Consider the following 23,928-nt stretch of genomic DNA (forward strand, 5'->3'; position numbering starts at 1 on the left):
CTACCGATCGCACTCGTGGGACGAGCCGTAATCTTGGACCATGCCCGAGAACGAAATCGACATCAAGCCGCGCAGCCGCACCGTCACCGATGGCCTCGAGGCCACCGCATCGCGAGGCATGCTTCGCGCGGTAGGCATGGGCGACGATGACTGGGTCAAGCCTCAGATCGGCGTGGCGTCCAGCTGGAACGAGATCACTCCTTGCAATCTGTCGCTCGACCGCTTGGCCAAGCGCGCCAAGGAAGGCGTCCACGCCGGCGGCGGATATCCGCTGGAGTTCGGCACGATCTCGGTCTCCGACGGCATTTCGATGGGCCACGAGGGCATGCACTTCTCGCTGGTCAGCCGTGAGGTCATCGCCGACTCGGTCGAGACCGTCATGATGGCCGAACGGCTCGACGGCTCGGTGCTGCTCGCAGGCTGCGACAAGAGCCTTCCCGGCATGCTCATGGCGGCCGCACGACTCGACCTCGCCAGTGTCTTCGTCTACGCCGGTTCGATCATGCCGGGCAACGTCGACGGCAAGGACGTCACGATCATCGACGCCTTCGAAGCGGTCGGCGCGTGCCTCGCCGGCAAGATGTCGCGCGAGCAGGTCGACAAGATCGAACGCGCGATCTGCCCCGGCGAAGGAGCCTGCGGCGGCATGTACACCGCCAACACCATGGCCTCGGCCGCCGAAGCTCTCGGCATGAGCCTGCCCGGATCGTCGGCTCCGCCGGCCATCGACAGCCGCCGCGACGACTACGCCATCGCGTCGGGCGAGGCCGTCGTCGAGCTGCTTCGCCAGGGCATCACGGCCCGCCAGATCCTGACCAAGGAGGCGTTCGAGAACGCCATCACGGTCGTCATGGCACTCGGCGGATCGACCAACGCCGTCCTGCACCTGCTGGCCATCGCCCGCGAGGCCGAGGTCGACCTGACGCTCGAAGACTTCAGCCGCATCGGCGACAAAGTGCCCCACCTGGGCGACCTCAAGCCGTTCGGCCGTTATGTCATGAACGATGTCGACAAGGTCGGTGGCATCCCGGTCATCATGAAGGCGCTGCTCGATGCCGGTCTGATGCACGGCGACTGCCTGACCGTCACGGGCAAGACGATGGCCGAGAACCTCGCACACATCGAGCTCAAGCTCGACGGCGATGTCATCCGCGACCTCGACAAGCCGATCCACAAGACCGGCGGGCTCACGATCTTGCACGGCACGCTGGCCCCCGAAGGTGCCGTCGTCAAGAGCGCAGGCTTCGACTCCGACGTCTTCACCGGCACAGCACGAGTGTTCGATGGGGAGCGCAAGGCCATGGACGCGCTCGAGAACGGCACGATCGTCGCGGGCGATGTCGTGGTCATCCGTTACGAAGGTCCCAAGGGCGGCCCCGGGATGCGCGAGATGCTCGCGATCACCGGCGCCATCAAGGGCGCAGGCCTCGGCAAGGATGTGCTGCTGATGACCGATGGCCGGTTCTCCGGCGGAACGACCGGCCTGTGCGTCGGTCACGTCGCTCCCGAAGCCGTCGACGGGGGCCCCATCGCGTTCATCAAGGACGGCGATCAGATCACGCTCGATGTCGCCAACAAGCGCCTCGACGTCGCGGTCGACGCCGAGGAGCTCGAAGCGCGCAAGGTCGGTTGGGAGCCGCTGCCGCCCAAGTACACGACCGGCGTCCTGGCCAAGTACCGCAAATTGGTCAGCTCGGCCGCCCACGGCGCCATCACCGGCTGAGTGGCACTGAGCAACGGGCAAGCGGTCGTGATGTGAGCGATCAGGTATTCGCGACGAAGTGGGACTTCTTGTTCGCCCGGGTGCTGGTCGGCATCGACCGGTCCTCAGGTGTCTGGTCGGGTTCAGAACCCGCGCCGGGGCAGCAGATGGTGTGTGTCTGGAGCAGCGAGACGTTGGCGACCGACGCGCTGCACATCGAGTCGTGGGAGCTCACATGGATCCCGGTGCGCGAGCTGCTCGCGCTGGTGCCTGCGGGCATCGGCGTGGTGGTCGATCCGGAGCGTCCTTCCGGTATGACGGCCAGCGCGACCCAGGTCGCGCAGCTCAAGATGCTCACCGCACCGTTTCCGCCTGAAGCGGCCTTGCGGGTCTCGTCGTGGGACGAGCTGACAGGCGGGCCTCTCGACAGCATCGTGGGGGCCGCGGCCGCCAGCCAGACGGTCAGCGAGGTCAGGGCCTTTGTCTACACGATCGACGAGAGTCCTGCTCTCGGGTGTCTGGCCTTCACCTTTGTCGGTGATCAGGACGATCCTGACCTCGTTTCTGCGGCCGTCGAGGTGGTCGGGAGGAGACCTGCTGACGTCGGCGTGAAGACCGTCAACGTCCTCGGCTGGCACGAAGTGCCGGCGGAGATCCGAGCGGCGCTGCCCGACGGGTTCGTGATCTACCGGCGCAAGCGGCCCAGGCCATGGCGTCGCTGAGCGTCGGGGACAATGGTCAGATGGCCTCTTCGCGTTCAGCAGACTTCGACGACAACGAACTCGCGATTGCCCTCAAGGTCTTGAGCGAGGCGCAGTTCCTTGCCGAAGAGGACGAGGCCTATATCGCCCTGCGTCGGGCGTGCGGCAAGTTTTACAAGGACGTCAAGAAACAGCGTCGACTCGACAAACGAGCTCAGATAGCTGCTGCGGACCGCGAGGTCGTGGCCACCACGGCCACGGGTTCGCCCACGCGCATCGACGACGAGACCGAAGGCATCCCGCTGGTGTCGAATGCCGCCGGAGCCACAGCAGGCACTCTGATGGTCGCCCGGCCGTGCTATATCTGCAAGCAGAAGTACACCGTCGTCGACGCGTTCTACCACCAGTTGTGTCCCGAGTGCGCGGTGCTCAACCGGGCCAAGCGCGACGCCCGCACCGACCTGACCGGACGACGGGCGCTGCTGACCGGCGGCCGGGCCAAGATCGGCATGTACATCGCGCTGCGCTTGCTGCGCGACGGCGCGCATACGACCATCACGACCCGGTTCCCGCACGACGCGGTGCGCCGTTTCACCGCGATGGACGACAGCGCCGAGTGGATCCACCGGCTGCGCATCGTCGGGATCGACCTGCGCGATCCGGCCCAGGTCGTGGGCCTGGCCGACTCCGTGGCCGAGCAGGGGCCGCTCGACATCTTGATCAACAATGCGGCCCAGACCGTGCGCCGCACACCGGGTGCCTACGCACCGCTGGCTGAGGCCGAGTCGGCACCGCTGCCCGCGGGGCCCTTGCCCGAGCTGCTGACCTTCGGGCACACCAGCGACGCCCATCCGGCCGCCCTTGTCGGATCGGTGTCGGCGCACCCGGTGCTGGCCGGTGACTCGCACACCGCCGAAGAGCTCACCTCGCTCGCGATGACGGCCGGCTCAGCCGATCTCGAGCGCATCGACGCGGGCGGGCTGGTGCCCGACACGGTCGACATCAACAGCTGGACCCAGCGGGTGCACGAGGTCGACGCACTCGAACTGCTGGAGGTCCAGCTGTGCAACACGACAGCGCCGTTCATCCTGGTCAGCCGTCTACGGCCCTCGATGGCGGCCGCCGACGCCAAGCGCACCTACGTCGTCAACGTCTCGGCGATGGAGGGACAGTTCAGCCGTCGCTACAAAGGTCCTGGGCACCCGCACACCAATATGGCCAAGGCGGCCCTCAACATGCTGACCCGCACGAGCGCGGGGGAGATGCTCGAGCAGGACGGCATCTTGATGACCGCGGTCGACACCGGCTGGATCACCGACGAGCGACCGCATCCGACCAAGATGCGATTGGCCGAAGAAGGCTTCAAGGCGCCGCTCGACCTGGTTGACGGCGCTGCCAGGGTCTATGACCCGATCATCCGCGGCGAGGCCGGGGAAGACGTCCACGGAGTGTTCCTGAAGGACTACTCGCCGTCGCCGTGGTGATCGTGCCCCCCGGGCGGCTACTTCAGGCAGCCCGTGAGCTTTTCGGCCAGCTTGGCCTGCTTGGCCGTGTCGTCCTTGGTCGGCTTGTACTTGCTGTCGCCGTCGGCGAGGGCCTGAACGGACTTGTCGGACAGGTCCGACTTCGAGATGATCTTGGCCGCGCAGTCGGCCTGCTTCTCGGTGATCGCGCCTTTCGAGGCCTTGGTGAGGCCCTTGGAGATCTCGTCCGCGCTGGGCCGGTCGTCCCCGCCGCCACATGCCGAGGTCACAGCCAGCGCCATCACGACGACTGTGGAGCTGAGGATCTTCTTGGCGGTCAGGTTCGTGTTCATCGGGTTCCTTAGTGGAGGGTGACAGGGATGCGGTGTTCTTGACCCAGCAATGGTGCCAGTTGTCTGTGATCCTGTCAGACATTCTGTCGTCTCAATGCACTCGACCCGGACGATCGTACTGCCGTCCGGGTCGAGAACTCACTGCGAGATCAGGCAGCGGAGGCGCACTTCGTAAGGTCCTTGCTCAGGCCGGCGAGCTTCTTCTCGTCGTCCTTGTTCTCGTAATCCTTCTTGCCTTCGACGATCGCGTTGAGCGTCTTGTCGGACAGTTCAGACTCTTCGAAAACCTTGGCGATGCAGTCGGCGGTCTTCTTGGGCACGGCAGTACCGAAGACGCTGTTCTTGCCGGTCAGTGCCTTGGAGATCTCGTCGGTGGTGGGGCGGTCGCCGCCACCTCCGCCACATGCGGCGGTCAAGGTCAGTGCGGCTGCCACGATGGCGGCGCTGAGTGTTTTCTTCACGGGTCCCCCTTATGTTCGGGCCCGCGTCAAAGGGTGCGGACCAACATCAGCATGTTGCCAGTAGTACGGAGCCGGCATGACAGGGACTCGCTGTCACGCCCGTCACACCCGGCTAAATGTCCACATCGTGGTACGAGTTGTCTCACGGCTTGACCATCGCCGCGAGGCGCACCACAATGAGGGGGTGAAGATCCAGATTCTTGTAGTAACCATGTGACGCGACAGACCTCACCAGGGTCACGCGTCTCCCTCGATTGCCTTCGGGCCGAGGGATTTTTTTATGCAAACTCCTCTGGCAGAGACCGGCATACGATGGAACAAACAGTGAGGTACCAGAACACATGACCGAGCAGATCGCTGAGCAGCTCACCGGGGCCCAGAGTCTCGTGCGAGCGCTGGAGCACGCCGACGTGGACACGATCTTCGGAATCCCCGGCGGCGCGATCCTTCCGGCGTACGACCCCCTGTTCGACTCCGAGAAGATCCGGCACATCCTGGTACGCCACGAGCAGGGTGCAGGGCACGCGGCTCAGGGTTATGCCATGGTCACCGGCAAAGTCGGCGTCTGCATGGCGACATCGGGTCCTGGCGCCACCAACCTCGTCACGGCGATCGCGGACGCCTACATGGATTCGGTTCCGATCGTCGCGATCACCGGACAGGTGGCAACCCACCTAATCGGCACCGACGGATTCCAAGAGGCCGATATCCGCGGCATCACGCTGCCGATCACCAAACACAGCTACCTCGTCACGGACCCGGCCGACATTCCCCGGGTTATCGCTGAGGCTTTCCACATCGCGGGTTCCGGACGTCCGGGACCAGTACTCGTCGACATCGCCAAGGACGCCCTGCAGGCGCAGACGACGTTCCAGTGGCCCAGCGAGCTGGCCCTGCCGGGTTACCGTCCGACGACCCGCCCGCACGGTAAGCAGGTGCGTGAGGCAGCGCGTCTGATGGCCACCGCGAAGCGGCCCGTGCTCTACGTCGGCGGCGGAGTCATCAAGGCCGATGCTGCCGCCGAGCTGAAGGTACTCGCCGAGTTGACCCAGATTCCGGTCGTCACGACCCTCATGGCTCGCGGCGCGTTCCCCGACTCGCACGAGTTGCACCTCGGGATGCCCGGGATGCACGGCACCGTCGCAGCGGTCATGGCGCTGCAGAAGAGCGATCTGCTGATTTCGCTCGGGGCACGTTTCGACGACCGGGTGACGGGTCTGCTGTCGACGTTCGCGCCCCTGGCCAAGGTCATCCACGCCGACATCGACCCGGCCGAGATCTCCAAGAACCGCACGGCCGACGTGCCGATCGTCGGCGACTGCCGCGAGGTCATCGCCGATCTGATCACGGTTCTGCAGAAGCAGGCTGACGACGACAGCGTCATGGGCGACTACAGCGCCTGGAAGAATCAGATGCTCGCCGCGAAGGCCAAGTTCCCCGTCGGTTATGACAAGCCCGCCGAAGGATTGGCGCCGCAGACCGTCATCGAGCGGCTCAGCGCTATCGCCGGACCCGAGGCCACATATGTGGCAGGCGTCGGCCAGCACCAGATGTGGGCGGCGCACTACGTCGATTACGAACGTCCGCGCCAGTGGCTCAACTCCGGTGGAGCCGGGACGATGGGCTACTCGGTGCCGGCGGCGATGGGCGCCCAGGTCGGTCTGCCCGGATCGGTCGTGTGGGCCATCGACGGCGACGGCTGCTTCCAGATGACGAACCAAGAGCTTGCAACGTGTGCGATCGAAGGCATTCCGATCAAGGTCGCCGTCATCAACAACTCCTCGCTCGGCATGGTCCGGCAGTGGCAGACACTGCTGTACAACGAGCGCTACTCCAACACCGACCTCAACACCGGTCCCGAGTCGATCGGTGCGCGCCGCATTCCCGACTTCGTCAAACTCGCCGACGCGTATGGCTGCGTCGGACTGCGCTGCGACAACGAAGCCGACCTCGACGCGACGATCGAGAAGGCCATGGCGATCACCGACCGCCCGGTCGTGATCGACTTCGTGGTCGAACGCGATGCCATGGTCTGGCCCATGGTCCACGGCGGTGCCAGCAACGACGACATCCAGATCGCGCGGGACTTGGCTCCTTCGTGGGACGAGGAAGATCTCTAAATGCGCCGTCCGATCACCCGGTCGCATGTGGGCGACCGTCACTCCGAGCAGGAAGTTTCACCGTGACCTCACATACTTTGTCCGTGTTGGTTGAGAACACCCCAGGTGTGCTCGCACGGGTCTCCAGCCTGTTCATGCGACGTGGCTTCAACATCGATTCGCTGGCCGTTGGTCCGACCGAGATCGCCGAGATCTCGCGGATGACGATCGTGGTCAACGTCGACGAACTGCCGCTCGAGCAGGTCACCAAGCAGCTCAACAAGCTTGTCAACGTCCTCAAGATCGTCGAGCTCGACTCCACGAATGCGGTCGAGCGCGAACTCATGCTGATCAAGGTCAAGACCGAACCACAGACCCGTGGGCAGGTGCTGGAGACGGTCAATCTGTTCAGGGCTAAAGTGGTCGACGTTGCCACCGATGCCGTGACGATCGAGGCGACCGGAGACGCGGGCAAGCTCACCGCGATGCTGAATGTCCTCGAGCCGTTCGGTATCCGCGAGATCGCCCAGTCCGGACGTGTGGCCATCGGCCGCGGGTCCCGCTCCATCACAGACCGCACTCTTCGGGCCGTCCCCGGCACGAAGGTCAGCTGAATCCATCAAGATTTCCCAACCAGCACTGTCCCAAGGAGAAGTACCCCGTGGCTGAACTCTTTTACGACGACGACGCAGACCTGAGCATCATCCAGGGACGCAATGTGGCGGTTATTGGCTATGGCAGCCAGGGCCACGCCCACGCGCTCAACCTGCGTGACTCCGGTGTCGACGTGCGCGTCGGTCTGGCCGAGGGCTCCAAGAGCCGGGCCAAGGCCGAGGCCGAGGGCCTGCGTGTCCTGAACGTCGCCGAGGCCGTTGAGGAAGCCGATGTCATCGTCATCCTCACCCCCGACCAGGTGCAGCGTCATGTGTACGCCGAGTCGATCGAGCCCAATCTGGTCGACGGCGATGCCCTCGTCTTCGGACACGGCTTCAACATCCGCTACGGCTACATCGCGCCGCCGGCCGGTGTCGACGTCCTCCTGGTCGCACCCAAGGCGCCGGGTCACACCGTGCGTCGTGAATTCGTCGACGGCCGTGGCATTCCCGACATCATCGCGGTCGAGCAGGACGCGACCGGCAAGGGCTGGGACATCGCGCTGTCGTACGCCAAGGCCATCGGTGGAACCCGCGCGGGCGTCATCAAGACGACGTTCACCGAAGAGACCGAGACCGACCTCTTCGGCGAGCAGGCCGTGCTGTGCGGCGGTATGTCGCACCTGGTCCAGGCCGGGTTCGAGACCTTGACCGAGGCCGGTTACCAGCCCGAGATCGCCTACTTCGAGGTGTTGCACGAACTCAAGCTCATCGTCGACCTCATGTGGGAGGGCGGCATCGCCAAGCAGCGTTGGAGCATCTCCGACACCGCTGAGTACGGCGACTACGTCTCCGGACCGCGCGTCGTCGACGCCGGTACGAAGGAGCGCATGCAGGGCATCCTGGCCGATATCCAGGACGGCACGTTCGCCAAACGCTTCATCGACGACCAGGACAATGGCGCCAAGGAGTTCCTGGAGCTTCGTGAGAAGGAAGCCGGACACCCGATCGAGAAGACCGGCAAGGTCTTGCGCTCGCACTTCTCGTGGCAGCAGCAGGACGCCGACTACATCGACGGCCAGGCCGCTCGCTAGTCACCAGTCGCACCACGAACGCCCCGCCTAGGTTCTAGGCGGGGCGTTCCCATCCCCGCACCCTCAGGCTGAGGAGGTGGATGTCGCCCCTCGAGGAGGTGGTCGTCGCCCCCACGGCGGGCGTCAAGTAACTCCTCATGCGGCGACAAGTACCTCCTCAGCGGAGAGCGCGACGTCTGCGATAGGTTCGAGGTGCAAGGCCGGGGTGCCCCACCAGGGGCTGAGATGAGACCCGCCGAACCTGATCCGGTTAACACCGGCGCGAGGGAGCCTGCCATGACGAATCATGTCACGTCCACGATTGCCACCGCGGTCCGCGAGCAGTCGCCATTGGTGCAATACATCACCAACTACGTATCGATGGACATTGCTGCCAATGTCCTCAACGCCGTGGGGGCGTCGCCGGCGATGGTGCACGATCCGCACGAGGCCGGCGAGTTCGCACGGATTGCCTCTGCCGTCGGCATAAACATCGGCACGCCGTCACCTTCCTGGGTCGATGGCATGACGGCCGCGGCCGAGGCCGCACGTGAGTCGGGTACTCCGTGGGTGCTCGACCCCGTCGCAGTCGGTGCGACGTCCTACCGGCGCACTATCGTCGCAGACCTGTTGCAGCACGCGCCTACGGTTATCCGCGGCAATGCCAGCGAGATCTTGGCCATTGCCACATCGCAGGCAGGCGGGCGGGGCGTCGACAGCCAGGCCGCATCGCTCGATGCGCTCGCGGGTGCGCGGAAACTCGCGGGGGAGTTGTCTTCGGTCGTTGTCGTGACGGGTGTCCAAGACGTCATCACCGACGGGAGCCGCACCGCGGTGGTCCACGGCGGACATGCGTTCATGCCGATGGTGACTGCCCTGGGCTGTTCGGCGACGGCGCTCGTCGCCGCGTGCTGCTCAGTCACTGAGGACCCTTTCGATGCCTCAGTGGCCGCGATGGCGATCCTCGCGGTCGCAGGGCAGCGGGCCGGACGGGACGCCGTCGGTCCTGGATCGTTCCGGGTGCGGTTGCTGGACGAACTCGCGAGCTTGGACCCGTCCTGGCTCGATGCTGCGCGCATCGACCTGTCATGACTCTCGATCTCCGCTTGTATCTGGTCACCGACCCCGGCTACGACGGTCTCGACGCGATCGTCGCGGCCGCAGTGTCGGGAGGTGTGACGTGCGTCCAAGTACGTGACAAGTCGGGCACATCGGCCGATCGTCTCGCGACGGTGTCACGTCTGCGCTCGGCGTTGCCGAAATCGGTGGCTGTGCTCGCCAACGACGACCTCGAGGCGGCCGGGTGGGGCGATGGAGTCCATGTGGGCGTCTCCGACACAGATCCTGTCACCGCACGAGCTGCGCTGGGCGACGGCGCGGTGATCGGCTGGTCGGTCAATGACCTGGACCAACTCGATGACGAGCGTCAACTGGCGGCGTGTGACTACGTTGCGGCCAGTCCCGTCTGGGCGACGCCGACCAAGACCGATACGACAGCCCCGTTCGGACTCGGGGGAGTCCGCGAGATCGCCTCGCGGCTAGCTGGGAGGTTGCCACTCATCGCGATCGGGAGCATCGACGTCAACAATGCGCGCGATGTCGTCGCGGCCGGCGCCGACGGGATTGCCGTGGTCAGCGCGATCTGCGCTGCCGAGGACCCGGCAGCCGCCGCGAGGGCTCTGTTGGCGGCCGTCGACCAAGGACTGCAAGAAAGAGGTGCGATCAGATGAGCCGCACACCCGTGATGCTGACCGTTGCCGGATCCGATCCGTCCGGCGGCGCCGGAATCCAGGCCGATCTCAAGACCGCCAGTGCGCTCGGCGTGTACGGAGCGACGGTCATCACCGCGTTGACCGTGCAGAACACCCAGGGCGTGACCGGGATCCATGCGGTGCCGGCAGATTTCATCGCCGCGCAGTATCGATCCGTGGTCGATGACCTCGACGTCCTGGCCGTCAAGATCGGCATGCTGGGTAGCGTCGAAGTCGTCCAGACCGTCGCGAAGATGCTTCGTGAACGACCGGTTCCGGCCGTCGTGCTCGATCCGGTCATGGTGGCGACTTCCGGCGACAGGCTCGTTTCCGAGGAAGCGGTCGCCGCGATCCGCGATCTGTTGCTCCCGCTGGCCACGGTCGTGACGCCCAATGCACCGGAGGCCGAGGTACTGACAGGACGAACAGTGGCGTCATTGGACGAACTGGAGGCCGCCGGTCGGGCGCTCCTGGAGCTGGGGCCGCAATATGTACTCGCGAAGGGCGGCCATCTCGCGGGCGCGGACAGCGTCGACGTCCTGGTGTCGGATTCTGGGGTGCGCCGACTGTCGGCACCTCGTGTCCAGACCCGGAACACACATGGAACAGGCTGCACGCTGTCATCGGCGATCGCGGCGTACCTGGTCCGAGGCGAATCCATGGCGGACGCAGTGGCCTCGGCCAAGGCGTACCTGACGCGAGCAATCGTCGCGGGTGCGGATCGCGAGGTCGGTCACGGCAATGGACCAGTCGATCATGGGGTGCCAGCATGAGTGTTTCCGAGCAGCTTTGGGAGTCGGTCGATGACTGGTTCTCGGCGATCTGTGACCATCCCTTCTTGTTGGGACTGATCGACGGCACCCTGCCCGAGTCGGTATTTGTCCGCTACCTGGTCGACGATGCGCACTATCTCGACCGTTACGCGCGCGTTCTGGCCCAACTCGCGGTGCGGGCCGACGATGCCGAGGGTGCCGAGATGCTCGCCGCCTCAGCGGTCGGCGCGATCTCGGCCGAACGCGAGCTGCATCGTGAATTCTTGGCGCCGCGGGGACTCGATCCCGATGTCGATACGGTGCCCGAGGCCACCCCGACCTGTGTCGCATACACCGGATTCCTGGAGTCCGCAGCGGCGACTCAGGCGTTCGATGTCGGCATCGCGGCGGTGCTGCCGTGCTTCCGGGTCTACGCCGAGGTGGGCAGGCACATCTTGTCGCGACGCGCGGCGGGGGAGCATCCGTACGCTGCCTGGATCGACACATATGCCGCCCCCGAGTTCGATGCCGCGGTCCGCCGTGCAGAGGCTTATCTCGACAAGGTCGCCGGTGACACCGCCCCGCTGCTGGAGGCCTACCAGCGCGCGACCCGTTTCGAGTGGATGTTCTGGGACGCGGCCTGGCAAGGTCAAACCTGGCCCACCCCCGTTGAGGAGGTACTTGTCGCCCCATGACGAGGTACTTGTCGTTCCCATGACGGTGCGGCAACTCTCTCGCCGCAGGGCGGTAACCCCCTCCTCAGCGTGGGGTTAGGCGATCATGTCGAGGGTTTCTTTGGCGCCGCTGCTGGACTGCTGGTGATGACGACTGGTGCTGTGGCGCGTGGGGCCGAGGACGTCCTGGTAGGCCAGCTGGAGCCGGCCGACGGCTTCGGTCAGGGCCTCGTGTGACTGCGTGTAAGGGATGCGCAGATGGCGCTCGCCGGCCGAGCCGACGTGGGAGAAGAATCGCGGTCCAGGTGTCAACAGCAGGCCGTGACGTGACGCGGCGACTGTGAGCCTGGACGACATACGTTCAGGAAGAGTGACCCACAGGTTCAACCCGCCGGTGGGGCAGGGCGCCTCGATATCGGGCAGCTGCCTCGCGAGCTCGGCGAGAAGATGGTCGCGGGCCGATCTGAGTCGAGCCCGACCCGCCGCAGCGGTCTGGCCGCCTTCGGCGAGCAGTTCGGCGACGACGAGTTGGTCGAAGGCCGAGGTGCCGAGATCGTCCATCATCCTGGCTTGGACCAGCGGCATGACCAGATCATGCGGTGCGCGGAGCCAACCGACCCGCAATCCGCCCCAGTACGACTTCGACGACGATCCCATCAGGACCGCACGCGGATCGTAGGTCGCGAAAACCGGCGGCAGCTCGACGCCGTCGAGGTTGATCTCGCGCAGCGACTCGTCGACGATCGGGATCACATCGTGACGTCGTAACTCGCGGGCCCAGACGGATCGTTCCTCGTGGGACATGACGGCGGCGGTCGGATTGTGGAAATCGGGGATGAAGTAGGCCGCTCGGTGCGATCCTCCAGCCAACATCGCGGTCAGCGACTCGATATCCCAGGGCGAGCTGCGCACCGGCAGTGCTGAGAGCCGCCCACCGACCGACTCGAAAGAGTCGTGTGCGTGCGGATAGCTCGTGCCCTCGACGACGATCCGTTCCCCGGGCGCGATGAGTGCCCGTGCCAGCAGCGAAATCGCGCCCATCGCCCCACTGGTGACGATGATCTGCTCCGGATCGGTGGGCAGACCGCCATCGGTGTACCGCTGCGCCAGGAGTTCGCGAAGAACAGGCAGCCCGTCGGGCAGATAGCCCGTCGTCGACAGCAGCCCGGGCAACTTGGCGGCGGCGGACTCGAAGGCGCGAGCGAGGCCGGGCGGTCCGATGGGCGCCGAGTACGTCAGTGCGATGGTATCCGCGTCGTCGGGAGTGATGATCATGCTGCTGGCACTCGAGGCCGCGAGCGGGACTTGGATGATGCTGCCTGAGCCTTGTCGGGAATGCAGGATCCCGGTGTCGCGAAGCTCGGCGTATACGCGGGTGGTCGTCGTCCGGCTCACACCGAGGGCTGTCGCGAGTTCGCGCTCGGACGGGAGCCTGCTCCCGTCTGCCACTCGTCCGTCGACGACGAGCAGGCGGATACGTTCGGCGATCAGCCGATAGGTCGGTCCGGATCCGTCGAGGTCGCCCAGGAGAGTCGAGAGCCGATGGGCGGAAAGAGTCACTGACACGAGGCCAGTGTTTCACAATTGGCTATTTTATCAAGGGCCAATTGCAGGCACTCTGGTTCTATGAGCGTGTTAGTTGCAGGAGTCGCGTTGATCGCGTTGGTTGTCCTGGTCGTGCATCTGTGGCGCCTCGTGGCGAGTGACGGCTATGGATTCACATCCCCGCCGCGCAGCCATCGCGAGGAGCTCGGCACGTGGGTCGACCGCGAACTTCAACGATGAGGAGTCTCGTCGCGCGGTTGATCCAGCTCAATGTCGGATTGTTCCTCTATGGCTTCACGATGGCGATGTTGGTCGAGTCGACATTGGGTCTGGACCCTTGGGACGTCTTCCACGAGGGCATCACGAATCACGTGTCCCTGACGTTCGGGCAGGTTGTCATCGCGACAGGTGCCGTCGTCCTCCTGCTCTGGATCCCTTTACGTCAGATGCCCGGCGTCGGAACCGTGCTCAATGTCGTGGTCATCGGGCTCGCAGCCGACTTCGGTATCGCGGTCATCGCTCAGCCCGACGAGATGTGGTTGCGGATTCTGCTCCTGGTCGGGGGAGTCGTGGGGAACGCCTTCGCCGGTGCGCTCTACATCGGCGCCGCGCTCGGCCCCGGGCCACGCGATGGTCTGTGGCTCGGCCTTGTGCGGCGCACGGGTCGAAGCGTGCGTTTGTGGCGCACCGTCATCGAGGTGACCGTGTTGGCGGTCGGTTTCGTTCTGGGCGGCACCGTGGGGGTCGGAACGGTTCTGTACGCGCTTGCGATCGGGCCCCTGGTCCAGGTGTTCTTGCCGCTGACTGCGGCCAAGGTGCCCGAGAAGGTCAGCGCCGCGTCGCGATGATCAACGACGCGTGGACGTCGATCAGCATCTCCACCGCGGCGAACCGCTCATCGGTCAGCCACTGCTCTCGTACCGTGTCGACACGGCCCTCGACGATGGGTGGCCAGTAGTCCGACGGGACGAAGTCATCGAGGATCACGATGCCGCCGGGCTCCATCAGATCGGCCAGCACATCGATACTCTCCATGACTTCGCGAACATCGACGAACAGCATCGAGAACGGTGCATATTGCTCGAGCGTCGACCAGTCGCCGGCGATCACGTCGATATTGGGAGTGTCGGCGAAGATCCTCTGCACGTCGCCGGCCAGCGCCGGATCGAGCTCGGCGCTCACGACGTGAGCTGACTTGGGAGCGCCGCTCGACAGCCACGCCGAGCCGACGCCGCAGCCGGTGCCGAGCTCGGCCAGGGTTCCGGTGCGCGAGGCGGCGAGCGATGCGAGCAGGCGACCGGTCTCATTGCGGATCGAGGTGATGAAGCCACGCTGACGCGAGAGGTTCAGAGCGCTGGCGACGAGATCGGGGACTTCAGCTGGTGCACTCACGTGGCCAGTCTGTCACGAGTCGCGCACGTTCCCCGCCCGCGACGTCTCGTCGGCGAAGAGATGACCACAGGGTGAGACACGCGCGGTAGGTACTTACAGAAACCGGGGGAGACGTTATGGTTATCCCTACCATGCGGAAGCAGCTTGTAGTAATCGCTTGCCGCGGCAGGGCCTCTTAGGGCTACACCCTGCCGCGGAGTTTCGGCGTTGGCCCGCCGTTCCGCCGCAGGGTAGGTGATCATGATCTGATCCCACACTCGCTGAACTCTCCTGGCTGATCCCGGGACGTTTGCGGCGTGCTGGACGGCGGGACTCCGCCGGACACGCAGCCGACAAACCGTCCGATTCGCAAAGGAGATCATCATGGAACCGCAGCTGATGGAGTGGGGCCCCGCGCATCTGCGCGACGACGCTCGTCCGATCGAGCTCGAACTGGCCGACCGTCCCGATGACAACTGACCGCATGATGATACTCGGGTTTCACATCCTGAGACATCATCCGTAGAATGACGCCCATGACCAAGTCTTTCTCGCTCGCAGTTGTCGCCGGTGACGGCATCGGACCCGAGGTCACCTCGCAGGCTTTGCAGGTGCTGAACTCGGTGGCGCCATCGCACGGAATCTCGTTCCACACGACCGATTACGATCTCGGCGCACGGCGGTACCACGCGACTGGCGAGACCCTGCCCGACTCGGTGCTAGCGGAGATTCGCGGACACGACGCGATCTTGTTGGGCGCCATCGGCGACCCGAGTGTGCCGTCCGGTGTCTTGGAGCGTGGCCTGCTGCTCAAGCTGCGCTTCGAACTGGATCACTACGTCAACCTGCGACCGTCCAAGCTGTTCACGGGCGTCGGCTCGCCCCTGGGCGATCCCGGCGAAATCGACTTCGTCGTCGTTCGCGAAGGCACTGAGGGGCCGTACGTCGGCAATGGCGGTGCGATCCGGGTCGGCACACCACACGAGCTCGCGACCGAGGTCAGCATCAACACCGCATTCGGCGTCGAGCGGGTCGTGCGTGACGCCTTCGCTCGCGCGCAGGCACGTCCGCGCAAGAAGCTGACGCTGGTCCACAAGAACAATGTCCTCGTCCACGCAGGTCACCTCTGGACGCGTACCGTCGATGCGATCGCGCCCGAGTTCCCCGACGTCACAGTCGATTATCTGCACGTCGATGCGGCCACGATCTTCTTGGTGACTGATCCGTCCCGGTTCGACGTCATCGTCACCGACAACCTCTTCGGCGACATCCTGACCGACCTGGCTGCCGCGATCACCGGCGGAATCGGGCTGGCCGCCAGCGGCAACGTCAACCCCGACCGGTCAGTGCCAAGCATGTTCGAGCCAGTCCATGGCTCGGCACCCGATATCGCCGGCCAGTCGAAGGCCGATCCGACCGCTGCCATCCTGTCCGGCGGAATGCTGCTGGAGCACCTTGGTTTCCCCGAAGCAGCAGCGCAGGTCACGGCGGCCGTCGAGGCTGACATCGCCGAGCGCACGACTACTCGTTCCACGCAGGAGGTGGGAGAGGCCATCACACAGCGCGTCACGGATCTGAGTACGGCCGCGGGCGTATCGGTCGCCTGACGACCGTTTACCCACCGAACCCAGAAAGTTGTACCGTGACGAATATGACCTCCACCCCGTTCGCAGCCACACTCACGCAGAACCCGGCGCCTAGGAGCGCTGAGCAGCGTGCCGCGATCCTCGCCGACCCGGGCTTCGGCAATCACTTCACCGACCACATGTTCTTGGCCGAATGGACGCCCGAGACCGGCTGGGCCGATGGCCGGGTGGTCCCGTACGGGCCGTTGCAGATCGATCCGGCGACCGCAGTGTTGCACTACGCGCAGGAGATCTTCGAGGGTCTGAAGGCCTACGTCCACGCCGATGGATCAGTCTGGTTGTTCAGGCCTGAGGCCAATGCTGCCCGCATGCAGCGTTCTGCTCACCGCCTGGCCCTGCCCGAGTTGTCGACTGACTGGTTCATCGGTTCGATCGAAGCCCTCATCGCGGCCGACCGCGACTGGGTGCCCGCAGGCGGCGAGACGAGCCTCTACCTGCGTCCCTTCATGTTCGCCTCCGAGGTCTTCCTCGGCGTCCGACCGAGCCAGCATGTGACCTACTCGGTCATCGCTTCGCCTGCGGGCGCGTACTTTCCCGGCGGTATGCAGGCCGTTTCGATCTGGCTGTCGTCTGAATACTCGCGTGCGGGTACCGGTGGCACGGGTGCGGCCAAGTGCGGCGGCAACTACGCAGCCAGCCTGCTCCCACAGCAGGAGGCCAGCGCGAATGGCTGTGCGCAGGTGGCATTCCTCGACTCCGTCGAGCACAAATGGATCGAAGAGCTCGGCGGGATGAATCTGTACTTCGTGAGGTCGGACGGCTCGATCGTCACCCCGGAGCTGTCCGGCTCGATCCTGGAGGGCATCACACGCGATTCGATCATGCAGCTTGCTCGCGACCTCGGCCACGAAGTTGTCGAGCGCAGGATCTCGATCGACGAATGGCGCGAAGGTGCCAAAGACGGCTCGATCACTGAGGTGTTTGCGTGTGGCACGGCTGCGGTCGTGACACCCGTGGGTTCGCTCAAGTGGGACGGCGGCGAGGCCGTCACCGGCGATGGCGAACCCGGCAAGGTCACCACCGACATCAGAGCGGCGCTGGTCGACATCCAATACGGCCGTGCTGAGGACCGACACGGCTGGTTGCACCCCGTCACGTCCTAGGAAACTGTCTGCTGGGAAGGGGCAGCAGAAGTGCGAACTCGGTTACTCATGGGTAGCGGAACGTGCTTCACCACTTTGGATCCAATCTGTGATGAACTGGACCTGAGAACTGTCCCTACCTAGGAGAATCCATGTCCGACGCCACACGTTCCGAGCATGACCTGATCGGAGACCGTGAGGTTCCTCTCGACGCGTACTGGGGTGTCCACACACTCCGTGCCCTCGAAAACTTCCCCATCACCGGCATCCCGATCGGTACGAGCCCCTATCTGGTGGCGGCGCTTGCTGCTGTCAAGCAGGCAGCGGCAGCGGCCAATAACGAGCTCGGCCTGCTTGACGACGAACGCTACGGCGCGATTCGCACCGCTTGCGAGGAAATTCGCGGGGGTGCGCTGGTCGACGAGTTCGTGGTCGACGTGATTCAGGGCGGTGCCGGCACGTCGACCAATATGAACGCCAACGAGGTCATCGCGAACCGGGCACTGGAGATTCTGGGACACAAGAAGGGCGACTACGCCTTCATCCACCCCAATGAGCACGTCAATCTGAGCCAGTCGACCAATGACGTCTACCCGACCGCGATCAAGATCGCGATCATCCTGGCCACGCACGATCTGCTGGCGGCGATGGAAGTCCTGGAGGCGTCATTCGCCCGTAAGGCCGATGAATTCCATGACGTGCTCAAGATGGGGCGCACGCAGCTGCAAGACGCCGTGCCGATGACACTGGGTCAGGAGTTCCGGACCTATTCGCTCATGATCGGCGAGGACCGGGCACGCCTGAGCGAGGCCGTGCTGCTGCTGCATGAGATCAACCTCGGAGCGACCGCGATCGGCACTCAGCTCAACGCTCCCGGTGGCTACGTTCCGATCGCCTGCGGCCACCTCGCCGAGCTCACCGGACTCCCGTTGGAGACGGCTGTCGACCTGATCGAGGCAACCCAGGACTGCGGTGCGTTCGTCCAGCTGTCGGGAACGCTCAAGCGCGTTGCGGTCAAACTCTCGAAGATCTGCAATGATCTGCGACTGCTCTCGTCCGGGCCGCGTGCCGGATTCAACGAGATCAACCTGCCCCCCGTGCAAGCCGGATCGAGCATCATGCCGGGCAAGGTCAACCCTGTGATCCCCGAGGTTGTCAACCAGGTCGCATTCCAGGTCATCGGTCACGATATGACCGTGACGATGGCGGCCGAGGGTGGCCAGTTGCAGCTCAACGCCTTCGAACCGGTCATCTGCTATTCGCTGTCGGCCGGAATCTCACGTCTTCGTGAGGCCGTCCTGGTGTTGGCGACGCGCTGTGTCGACGGCATCACGGCCAACGAGGAACTGTTGCGGGCCGAAGTGGAGAACTCGATCGGCTTGGTGACCGCGTTGAATCCATATATCGGGTACGCCGCAGCCACCGAGGTCGCGCTGGAAGCGCTGCAGTCCGGACGCGGCGTCGCCGAACTCGTGCTGGAGCGCGGGCTCCTGCCGCGCGAGCAGCTCGAGGCCATCTTGCGTCCCGAGGTGTTGGCCAATCTGGCTCCCCGCCCCCCGGTGGCAACCCAGTTGTAGCCGCTGTGTGGTGCGGCTCAGGCGAAGATGGCCGTTGCCGGATCGCCGTCAATCCGCACCACTAGTACATCGGCTGCGGCGTCGTACTCGATGACGCAGCCGATGTAGCGGTCCTTGGGTGTTTCGGGGGCTTCGGCGTCACCGAGTCCGTAGGCGATGTCGCGCAGTGTGATGGTGGCATCGCCCACGGGGTCGTTGGCCGGCCATTCGGCGATGAGCCGGTGCACGAGCCCGGCCAGCACCGCGCTGAACATGGGATGGCGTGCCTGGTCGACGTCGGTCAGCAGGATCTCTGGAAGCCCGAACGACTTCAGCCCGACGGTGCGTAGCTCGGATCGGTCCAGTGAGCTGTAGTCGACGACGTACCACTGGGTCGCGTGCGCGAGTGACACCGAGCTGGAGCTCTGCTCGATCACGCGGGGAATGCTCAAGTCGACGACGACACCGTCGTGCTCCTCCGCGATCTGGAGCGCCTCGATCCGGGTGTCGCGTTGCGTGAACGCCGCGGTGTCCACACTGGTGCTCCGCATGAGGAGCAACTGGTGCTGCCGGGACTGCAGCCGGCCCAGCGCGGCATCGGAACTGCCGTAGTGACGCAGCAGTTCCGGCGATGGGGGAGGTATGAGGTCCTCGGTCTCCAACGGGGTGCTGGTCATGACGGCGTACATGACATCGGGCCCCGTCGCGTGGGGGACGGGTCTGGCGGTCATAACCCGATCAGTCTAGACTGGCGCCCATGCAAAGCATCGCGATGATTATCGACAGGCGCGCCGGGAACTGAATCCACCTTCCCGACGCGCTGCCTCCCACTGCACTGGGAGGCTTTTTTGTTTCTCAGACGATGCCCACCAGAACGAAGGACGAAGCAGTGAACCCAGACCCAGTGAATTCAGGGCGGCAGCAGGTCAGTGACTTCCACGTCTACGACACCACGATGCGTGACGGCGCACAGCAGGAGGGGCTCAACCTCTCGGTGCAGGACAAGTTGCACATCGCGCGCCACCTGGACGACTTGGGTGTCGGCTACATCGAGGGCGGCTGGCCCGGCTCCAATCCCAAGGACACCGAGTTCTTCAAGCTGGCGGCCAAGGAGCTGGATCTTCGGCACGCGACCCTCGCGGCATTCGGCTCGACCCGCAAGGTCGGGATCGCTGCCGCCGACGATGCACAGGTCGCCGCGTTGCGAGACTCGGGTGCGTCCGTCGTCACGCTCGTGGCCAAGAGCCATGACCGGCACGTCGAGCTTGCCCTGCGGACCACCTTGGAAGAAAACCTGGCCATGGTGCGCGACTCGGTGACTCACCTACGTGGAGAGGGCCAACGGGTGTTCGTCGACCTGGAGCACTTCTTCGACGGCTACCGGGCCAATCGTGACTACGCCCTCGAGGTCGTCCAGGTCGCGGCTGAGGCCGGTGCCGAGGTCGCGGTGCTGTGTGACACCAACGGCGGAATGCTGCCGCACTGGGTGGCCGAGATTGTCGCCGACGTCGCCGCTACCGGGGCGCGGTTGGGGATCCACGCTCACAACGACACCGGCTGCGCCGTGGCGAACTCGCTCGCCGCGGTCCAGGCCGGTGCGACACATCTGCAGGGTTGCATCAACGGCTACGGCGAGCGGACGGGCAATGCCGACCTGGTGACTTGTGTGGCGAACCTGGAGCTCAAGCTCGGCCAAGCGGTGCTTCCAGAAGGTCATCTGGCCGAAGCGACCCGTATCTCGCATGCCATCTCCGAGATCACCAACTATCCGCCGCATGCGCGTCAGCCGTACACCGGCGTCTCGTCGTTCGCGCACAAGGCCGGGCTGCACGCCAGCGCGATCCGCGTCGATCCGAACCTGTACCAGCACATCGATCCGGCGCTCGTCGGCAACGATATGCGCCTCCTGGTCTCGGAGATGGCAGGTCGCGCGACGATCGAGCTCAAGGGCAAAGAACTCGGCTATGACCTGGCCGCCGAGCCCGAACGGCTCGCGCGCCTGACCGATCTGGTCAAGGAGAAGGAGCAAACGGGTTACACCTTCGAGGCCGCCGATGCCTCCTTCGAACTGCTGCTCGCCGAAGAGATGGACGGTGCGCGCCCGAGTTTCTTCAATGTCGAGTCGTGGCGGGTGCTGGCCGAATCAGTCCGTAGCGGTGCCGCAGTCGCCGAGGCAACGGTCAAGCTGACGGCCGGGGGAGTGCGACTGGCCGTCATCGGCGAGGGCAATGGTCCGGTCAACGCGCTCGATCACGCCCTGCGGCAGGCGATCGAACAGGTCTACCCGGACGTCGCCCGATTCCATCTGACCGATTTCCGGGTTCGAATCCTCGATCAGGGACATGGCACGGATGCCACAACCCGTGTGCTGATCGAGACGACCGACGGCAAGGACGTGTGGGTCACGGTCGGCGTCGGTGCCAATATCATCGAGGCCGCCTGGGAGGCGCTAGTCGATGCGATGACGTATGGGCTGCGACTGCACGGCGTCGAGCCGTACATCAACGACTGATCGTGGCGATTGCGCGCTGAACGTCGGGGTGTCAACGTGAATATGTGAACCACAGCGGGCGTCGATGGGCAGTGTTCCTGCCGACATTTGCCACGCTTGTATTGGCCGCTGCCATTGGCACGGCCATCATCGTCCAGAACCAGGCGCAGACTGATCGGATCGCCGAAGCCGACCGCACGGCAGACAGGTTCGTCAGCGAAGTGGGCTTGTTCCGTTCGGCCGTCGTCGAAGCCATCAACGGCTCGGGTGAGGACGACCCCGGTGAATTGGTCAAAGTGCTCGACGCCGCGACCGCCAAACGACCAGTGCTGGGACAGGCATCTACCGACGGCGCCGAGCGTTCGGCGGCCTACGCCGACGCTCAGCGGATCCAGGAGACACTGCTCGATCCGTATCGGGAACTGCGTCGCGAACTGCGCCGAGCCGATCTCGCGCTCGATTTCATCGCCGCGTGTTACGAAGCGCTGGGACACAAGGTCTCGGACTACGTCGGTTTCGGTGGAGTCAGCAGTAGCCGACCGATTCGCGAGAAGCTCATCCCGGCATTCGTCCGGGCGCGCGGGGAGTTCGAGGCGGCACGCGTCCCACGGGGTCAGCACAAACTCGCCGACAGGGTGGTCGGTGCGTTGCAGTACGTCATCGACCAGTCGACGCTGCTGGCCGACCGTATCGACGCGAACCGCAACTACTCGTTCAACTACGGTGACCAGTTCGACAGCGCGGCCGGTGCCGTCGGTGACTATGCGGCCACGGTCAAGGGTGACTTACTCGAGGCGATCAACGCTGTTGCGGTGACGAGATAGCCGGCCGATCATGGGCAAACAGATCGACCTGGGCCTTCTCCCGGAAATCTGCAGCGAAAAGGTGCATGACCCACGGTAGAATCACGACCGCTCGGGGGACACGAGCTAGGAGAACACGTGAAGAAGATCGCGGGCGCCATGGCGCTTGGAGTAGTGCTGGCGGCAGGGAGCATCACGGCCGCCGAGGCAGCGCCGAAGTCGTTCACCGTGACGGCCAAGGTGTCGAGGACCAAAGCCGACGTCGGTGCCAAGGTCAAGGTCAGCGGCAAAGTCTCGGGTCAGAGCGCCAAGAGCCTGAAGGGCAAGAAGGTCACAGTCCAGCGCAAGTACGTCGGCGGCGGCTGGAAGAAGATCGGGACGGTCAAGATCTCGTCGAAGCGCACGTTCGCGTTGTCGACCAAGCTGGTCAAGGGCGGAAACACGAGCTTCCGTGTCGTGAAGGGCAAGTCGGGCAAGATCAAGTCGGGCACGAGCGCCGCGCGCACATTGCCGGTCTACAAGTGGATCGACCTGACGACGGCTCCTTCGCTCGGGTCCTCGATGGGAGTGCGCAATCAAGCAGTGACCATGGGCGGAAAGCGGTATGCGCGGGCGCTGCAAGGCATTGACCAGTTGATGGTTGCCTTCAATGCGACCAACTGCACGACTTTCACAACGACGATCGGCTTCCAGGACCGGGACCGTTCGAAGTTGGCACAAACTGATACGCAGTCGCTGATCGCGATGAGAAGCGATGTGCTCGGAGGTCAGCCCAGTGGCCAGCACGGTCCCTACATCGTGAGCCGCGATCAGGTCCAGAAGGTGAGCATCAGCTTCGCGAACACCAAGATGTTCATGGCAGCCGGGGACACCGAGGTCGCTGCTGGCTCGTATTTGGCTTCAGCCGTGATGGCTGATCCGCGGGCCCGCTGCAACAGCGATTCCTTGGCGGCGATCCCGGATGCGTGGTTCGAGACCGGACCGGTCTAACTGATCGAAGCCGGTCGAGTCATCGGCACATGATCGATCCCGGCTTCGTCGAAGTCGGGGCCGGTGCGCGCGTAGCCGAATGATTCGTACCACTTCTCCAAGTACGCCTATGCGTTGAGGTGCAGGCTCTGGGCGCCCCAGAGCCTGTTCACCTCGGCCATCAGGCGGCCTGAAAGACCCTGGCCGCGGTGTTCCCTACGGGTACAGACACGGCCGATATGTGGCTCGCCGTCAGACATGAAGACCCGCAGATAGCTCGTGGGCCCGTGGACGTCGGCGAGCCACAGGTGTGTTGTGCTCGCCAAGAGATCCAGGCCGTCCACATCGATGTCTTCGACGTGCTGTTCGAAGGCGAAGACCGCATCGCGGATCTTCCAGATGTCGTAGACGTCCTGTGCTGTGAGCAGATCTCCTGACGTGACACGCACGTTCATGAGCACTGCGAGCAGGTACCGAAGATCTCAAGGGTGTGGGCGACATCGCTGAAGCCGTTTTCGTCGGCGATCTTGTCGGCCCACCGTTCAACTGTCGGTCCTTCGACCTCGACGGTACGACCGCATGCGCGGCACACCAGGTGGTGATGGTGTCCGGCGCTGCATTGCCGATACAGCACTTCGCCGTCGTCATTGCGCAGCGCATCGACTTCTGCGGCATCGGCAAGCGCCTGCAGGCTTCGATAGACCGTGGAGAGTCCGACGGATTCGCCGCGCTTCTTGAGGATGTCATGGATTTCCTGGGCACTCGCGAAACCGTCGAGATCCTCCAGGATCGCGACGACGGCGCGGCGTTGGCGAGTGTTGCGGGGGGCTTCGACCATGACTC

General features: G+C 64.7%; 26 protein-coding genes and 1 riboswitch. Of the genes, 18 read left to right on the forward strand and 8 right to left on the reverse strand.

Annotated features, from left to right (window positions below; all coding sequences use genetic code 11):
* Window positions 1–40: 40 nt before the first annotated feature.
* Genes ilvD through ACXJKC_RS13340 form a run of 3 tightly spaced genes read left to right on the forward strand, consistent with a single transcriptional unit; the run spans window position 41 to window position 3,887 of the window.
* Window positions 41–1,723, forward strand: coding sequence for a dihydroxy-acid dehydratase (ilvD, locus tag ACXJKC_RS13330; RefSeq protein WP_456697216.1), 1,683 nt, complete (start codon window positions 41–43; stop codon window positions 1,721–1,723).
* Window positions 1,724–1,755: 32 nt separating this feature from the next.
* Window positions 1,756–2,424, forward strand: coding sequence for a hypothetical protein (locus tag ACXJKC_RS13335; protein WP_456697217.1), 669 nt, complete (start codon window positions 1,756–1,758; stop codon window positions 2,422–2,424).
* Between the two features lie 20 nt (window positions 2,425–2,444).
* Window positions 2,445–3,887 carry an SDR family NAD(P)-dependent oxidoreductase gene (locus ACXJKC_RS13340; RefSeq protein ID WP_456697218.1) on the forward strand — a complete coding sequence of 481 codons (1,443 nt, stop codon included), beginning with the start codon at window positions 2,445–2,447 and terminating at the stop codon, window positions 3,885–3,887.
* A 17-nt stretch (window positions 3,888–3,904) separates the two neighbouring features.
* Here ACXJKC_RS13340 and ACXJKC_RS13345 read toward each other — a convergent pair whose 3' ends face one another.
* A complete protein-coding gene (locus tag ACXJKC_RS13345) occupies window positions 3,905–4,219 on the reverse strand; it encodes a hypothetical protein (RefSeq protein ID WP_456697219.1) in 315 nt (104 codons plus the stop codon).
* 149 nt (window positions 4,220–4,368) lie between these two features.
* Window positions 4,369–4,680 (reverse strand): hypothetical protein, encoded by a 312-nt coding sequence (locus ACXJKC_RS13350; protein ID WP_456697220.1) that lies wholly within the window; start codon window positions 4,678–4,680, stop codon window positions 4,369–4,371.
* 341 nt (window positions 4,681–5,021) lie between these two features.
* Between ACXJKC_RS13350 and ACXJKC_RS13355 the strand changes: the two genes are divergently transcribed.
* From ACXJKC_RS13355 to ACXJKC_RS13385, 7 genes are all read left to right on the forward strand, one after another.
* Entirely contained in the window at window positions 5,022–6,800 is a 1,779-nt protein-coding gene (locus ACXJKC_RS13355) for an acetolactate synthase large subunit (RefSeq protein WP_456697221.1), read from the forward strand.
* 62 nt (window positions 6,801–6,862) lie between these two features.
* Complete coding sequence (gene ilvN / locus ACXJKC_RS13360) at window positions 6,863–7,393, forward strand: acetolactate synthase small subunit (RefSeq protein WP_456697222.1); 531 nt, start codon at window positions 6,863–6,865, stop codon at window positions 7,391–7,393.
* A gap of 47 nt (window positions 7,394–7,440) precedes the next feature.
* The gene (gene ilvC, locus ACXJKC_RS13365; protein WP_456697223.1) at window positions 7,441–8,466 is read left to right on the forward strand and encodes a ketol-acid reductoisomerase; all 1,026 of its coding nucleotides are present in this window, start codon (window positions 7,441–7,443) and stop codon (window positions 8,464–8,466) included.
* A 191-nt stretch (window positions 8,467–8,657) separates the two neighbouring features.
* Window positions 8,658–8,752, forward strand: a riboswitch (TPP riboswitch).
* On the forward strand, window positions 8,743–9,537 hold the full coding sequence (gene thiM / locus ACXJKC_RS13370; RefSeq protein ID WP_456697224.1) for a hydroxyethylthiazole kinase: 795 nt from the start codon (window positions 8,743–8,745) through the stop codon (window positions 9,535–9,537). Its footprint overlaps the riboswitch before it by 10 nt.
* Window positions 9,534–10,175, forward strand: coding sequence for a thiamine phosphate synthase (gene thiE, locus ACXJKC_RS13375; protein WP_456697225.1), 642 nt, complete (start codon window positions 9,534–9,536; stop codon window positions 10,173–10,175). Before thiM ends, thiE begins: the two co-directional genes overlap by 4 nt.
* Window positions 10,172–10,969, forward strand: coding sequence for a bifunctional hydroxymethylpyrimidine kinase/phosphomethylpyrimidine kinase (gene thiD, locus ACXJKC_RS13380; RefSeq protein WP_456697226.1), 798 nt, complete (start codon window positions 10,172–10,174; stop codon window positions 10,967–10,969). The genes thiE and thiD overlap by 4 nt, the downstream gene beginning before the upstream one ends.
* The gene (locus ACXJKC_RS13385; RefSeq protein ID WP_456697227.1) at window positions 10,966–11,643 is read left to right on the forward strand and encodes a TenA family protein; all 678 of its coding nucleotides are present in this window, start codon (window positions 10,966–10,968) and stop codon (window positions 11,641–11,643) included. The genes thiD and ACXJKC_RS13385 overlap by 4 nt, the downstream gene beginning before the upstream one ends.
* Window positions 11,644–11,718: 75 nt before the next feature.
* Here ACXJKC_RS13385 and yczR read toward each other — a convergent pair whose 3' ends face one another.
* Window positions 11,719–13,188 carry a MocR-like transcription factor YczR gene (yczR, locus tag ACXJKC_RS13390; protein WP_456697228.1) on the reverse strand — a complete coding sequence of 490 codons (1,470 nt, stop codon included), beginning with the start codon at window positions 13,186–13,188 and terminating at the stop codon, window positions 11,719–11,721.
* A 60-nt stretch (window positions 13,189–13,248) separates the two neighbouring features.
* Here yczR and ACXJKC_RS13395 point away from each other — a divergent pair, with 60 nt between their 5' ends.
* Both ACXJKC_RS13395 and yczE read left to right on the forward strand, forming a co-directional pair.
* Window positions 13,249–13,407, forward strand: a complete 159-nt coding sequence (locus ACXJKC_RS13395; protein ID WP_456697229.1) for a hypothetical protein — start codon at window positions 13,249–13,251, stop codon at window positions 13,405–13,407.
* A complete protein-coding gene (gene yczE, locus ACXJKC_RS13400; RefSeq protein WP_456697230.1) occupies window positions 13,404–14,015 on the forward strand; it encodes a membrane protein YczE in 612 nt (203 codons plus the stop codon). Before ACXJKC_RS13395 ends, yczE begins: the two co-directional genes overlap by 4 nt.
* Here yczE and ACXJKC_RS13405 read toward each other — a convergent pair.
* Window positions 13,996–14,559, reverse strand: a complete 564-nt coding sequence (locus ACXJKC_RS13405) for an O-methyltransferase (protein WP_456697231.1) — start codon at window positions 14,557–14,559, stop codon at window positions 13,996–13,998. The two genes, yczE and ACXJKC_RS13405, sit on opposite strands and share 20 nt — an antisense overlap.
* A 506-nt stretch (window positions 14,560–15,065) precedes the next feature.
* Between ACXJKC_RS13405 and ACXJKC_RS13410 the strand changes: the two genes are divergently transcribed.
* The 3 genes from ACXJKC_RS13410 (at window position 15,066) to ACXJKC_RS13420 (ending at window position 18,843) form a co-directional block, all read left to right on the forward strand.
* Window positions 15,066–16,145, forward strand: a complete 1,080-nt coding sequence (locus tag ACXJKC_RS13410) for a 3-isopropylmalate dehydrogenase (protein ID WP_456697232.1) — start codon at window positions 15,066–15,068, stop codon at window positions 16,143–16,145.
* A gap of 44 nt (window positions 16,146–16,189) precedes the next feature.
* Window positions 16,190–17,287 carry a branched-chain amino acid aminotransferase gene (locus ACXJKC_RS13415; protein ID WP_456697233.1) on the forward strand — a complete coding sequence of 366 codons (1,098 nt, stop codon included), beginning with the start codon at window positions 16,190–16,192 and terminating at the stop codon, window positions 17,285–17,287.
* A gap of 131 nt (window positions 17,288–17,418) precedes the next feature.
* Window positions 17,419–18,843 carry an aspartate ammonia-lyase gene (locus tag ACXJKC_RS13420; RefSeq protein WP_456697234.1) on the forward strand — a complete coding sequence of 475 codons (1,425 nt, stop codon included), beginning with the start codon at window positions 17,419–17,421 and terminating at the stop codon, window positions 18,841–18,843.
* Window positions 18,844–18,860: 17 nt separating this feature from the next.
* On the opposite strand, the gene ACXJKC_RS13425 is transcribed toward ACXJKC_RS13420, so the two are convergent.
* Window positions 18,861–19,553: a hypothetical protein gene (locus ACXJKC_RS13425; protein WP_456697235.1), complete on the reverse strand. Its 693-nt coding sequence runs from the start codon at window positions 19,551–19,553 to the stop codon at window positions 18,861–18,863.
* 158 nt (window positions 19,554–19,711) lie between these two features.
* Here ACXJKC_RS13425 and cimA point away from each other — a divergent pair, with 158 nt between their 5' ends.
* The 3 genes from cimA (at window position 19,712) to ACXJKC_RS13440 (ending at window position 23,106) form a co-directional block, all read left to right on the forward strand.
* On the forward strand, window positions 19,712–21,334 hold the full coding sequence (cimA, locus tag ACXJKC_RS13430; RefSeq protein WP_456697236.1) for a citramalate synthase: 1,623 nt from the start codon (window positions 19,712–19,714) through the stop codon (window positions 21,332–21,334).
* Window positions 21,335–21,378: 44 nt separating this feature from the next.
* Window positions 21,379–22,137, forward strand: a complete 759-nt coding sequence (locus ACXJKC_RS13435) for a hypothetical protein (protein WP_456697237.1) — start codon at window positions 21,379–21,381, stop codon at window positions 22,135–22,137.
* A gap of 117 nt (window positions 22,138–22,254) precedes the next feature.
* Window positions 22,255–23,106, forward strand: a complete 852-nt coding sequence (locus ACXJKC_RS13440) for a hypothetical protein (RefSeq protein ID WP_456697238.1) — start codon at window positions 22,255–22,257, stop codon at window positions 23,104–23,106.
* On the opposite strand, the gene ACXJKC_RS13445 is transcribed toward ACXJKC_RS13440, so the two are convergent.
* From ACXJKC_RS13445 to ACXJKC_RS13455, 3 genes are read right to left on the reverse strand one after another with little or no spacing between them, the layout of a single operon-like run.
* Window positions 23,103–23,207 carry a GNAT family N-acetyltransferase gene (locus ACXJKC_RS13445; protein WP_456697239.1) on the reverse strand — a complete coding sequence of 35 codons (105 nt, stop codon included), beginning with the start codon at window positions 23,205–23,207 and terminating at the stop codon, window positions 23,103–23,105. The two genes, ACXJKC_RS13440 and ACXJKC_RS13445, sit on opposite strands and share 4 nt — an antisense overlap.
* Window positions 23,208–23,213: 6 nt before the next feature.
* Window positions 23,214–23,540 (reverse strand): GNAT family N-acetyltransferase, encoded by a 327-nt coding sequence (locus ACXJKC_RS13450; RefSeq protein ID WP_456697240.1) that lies wholly within the window; start codon window positions 23,538–23,540, stop codon window positions 23,214–23,216.
* Entirely contained in the window at window positions 23,537–23,923 is a 387-nt protein-coding gene (locus tag ACXJKC_RS13455; RefSeq protein ID WP_456697241.1) for a Fur family transcriptional regulator, read from the reverse strand. The genes ACXJKC_RS13450 and ACXJKC_RS13455 overlap by 4 nt, the downstream gene beginning before the upstream one ends.
* Window positions 23,924–23,928 lie beyond the last annotated feature (5 nt).

It is taken from the genome of Aeromicrobium sp. P5_D10, assembly GCF_054049535.1.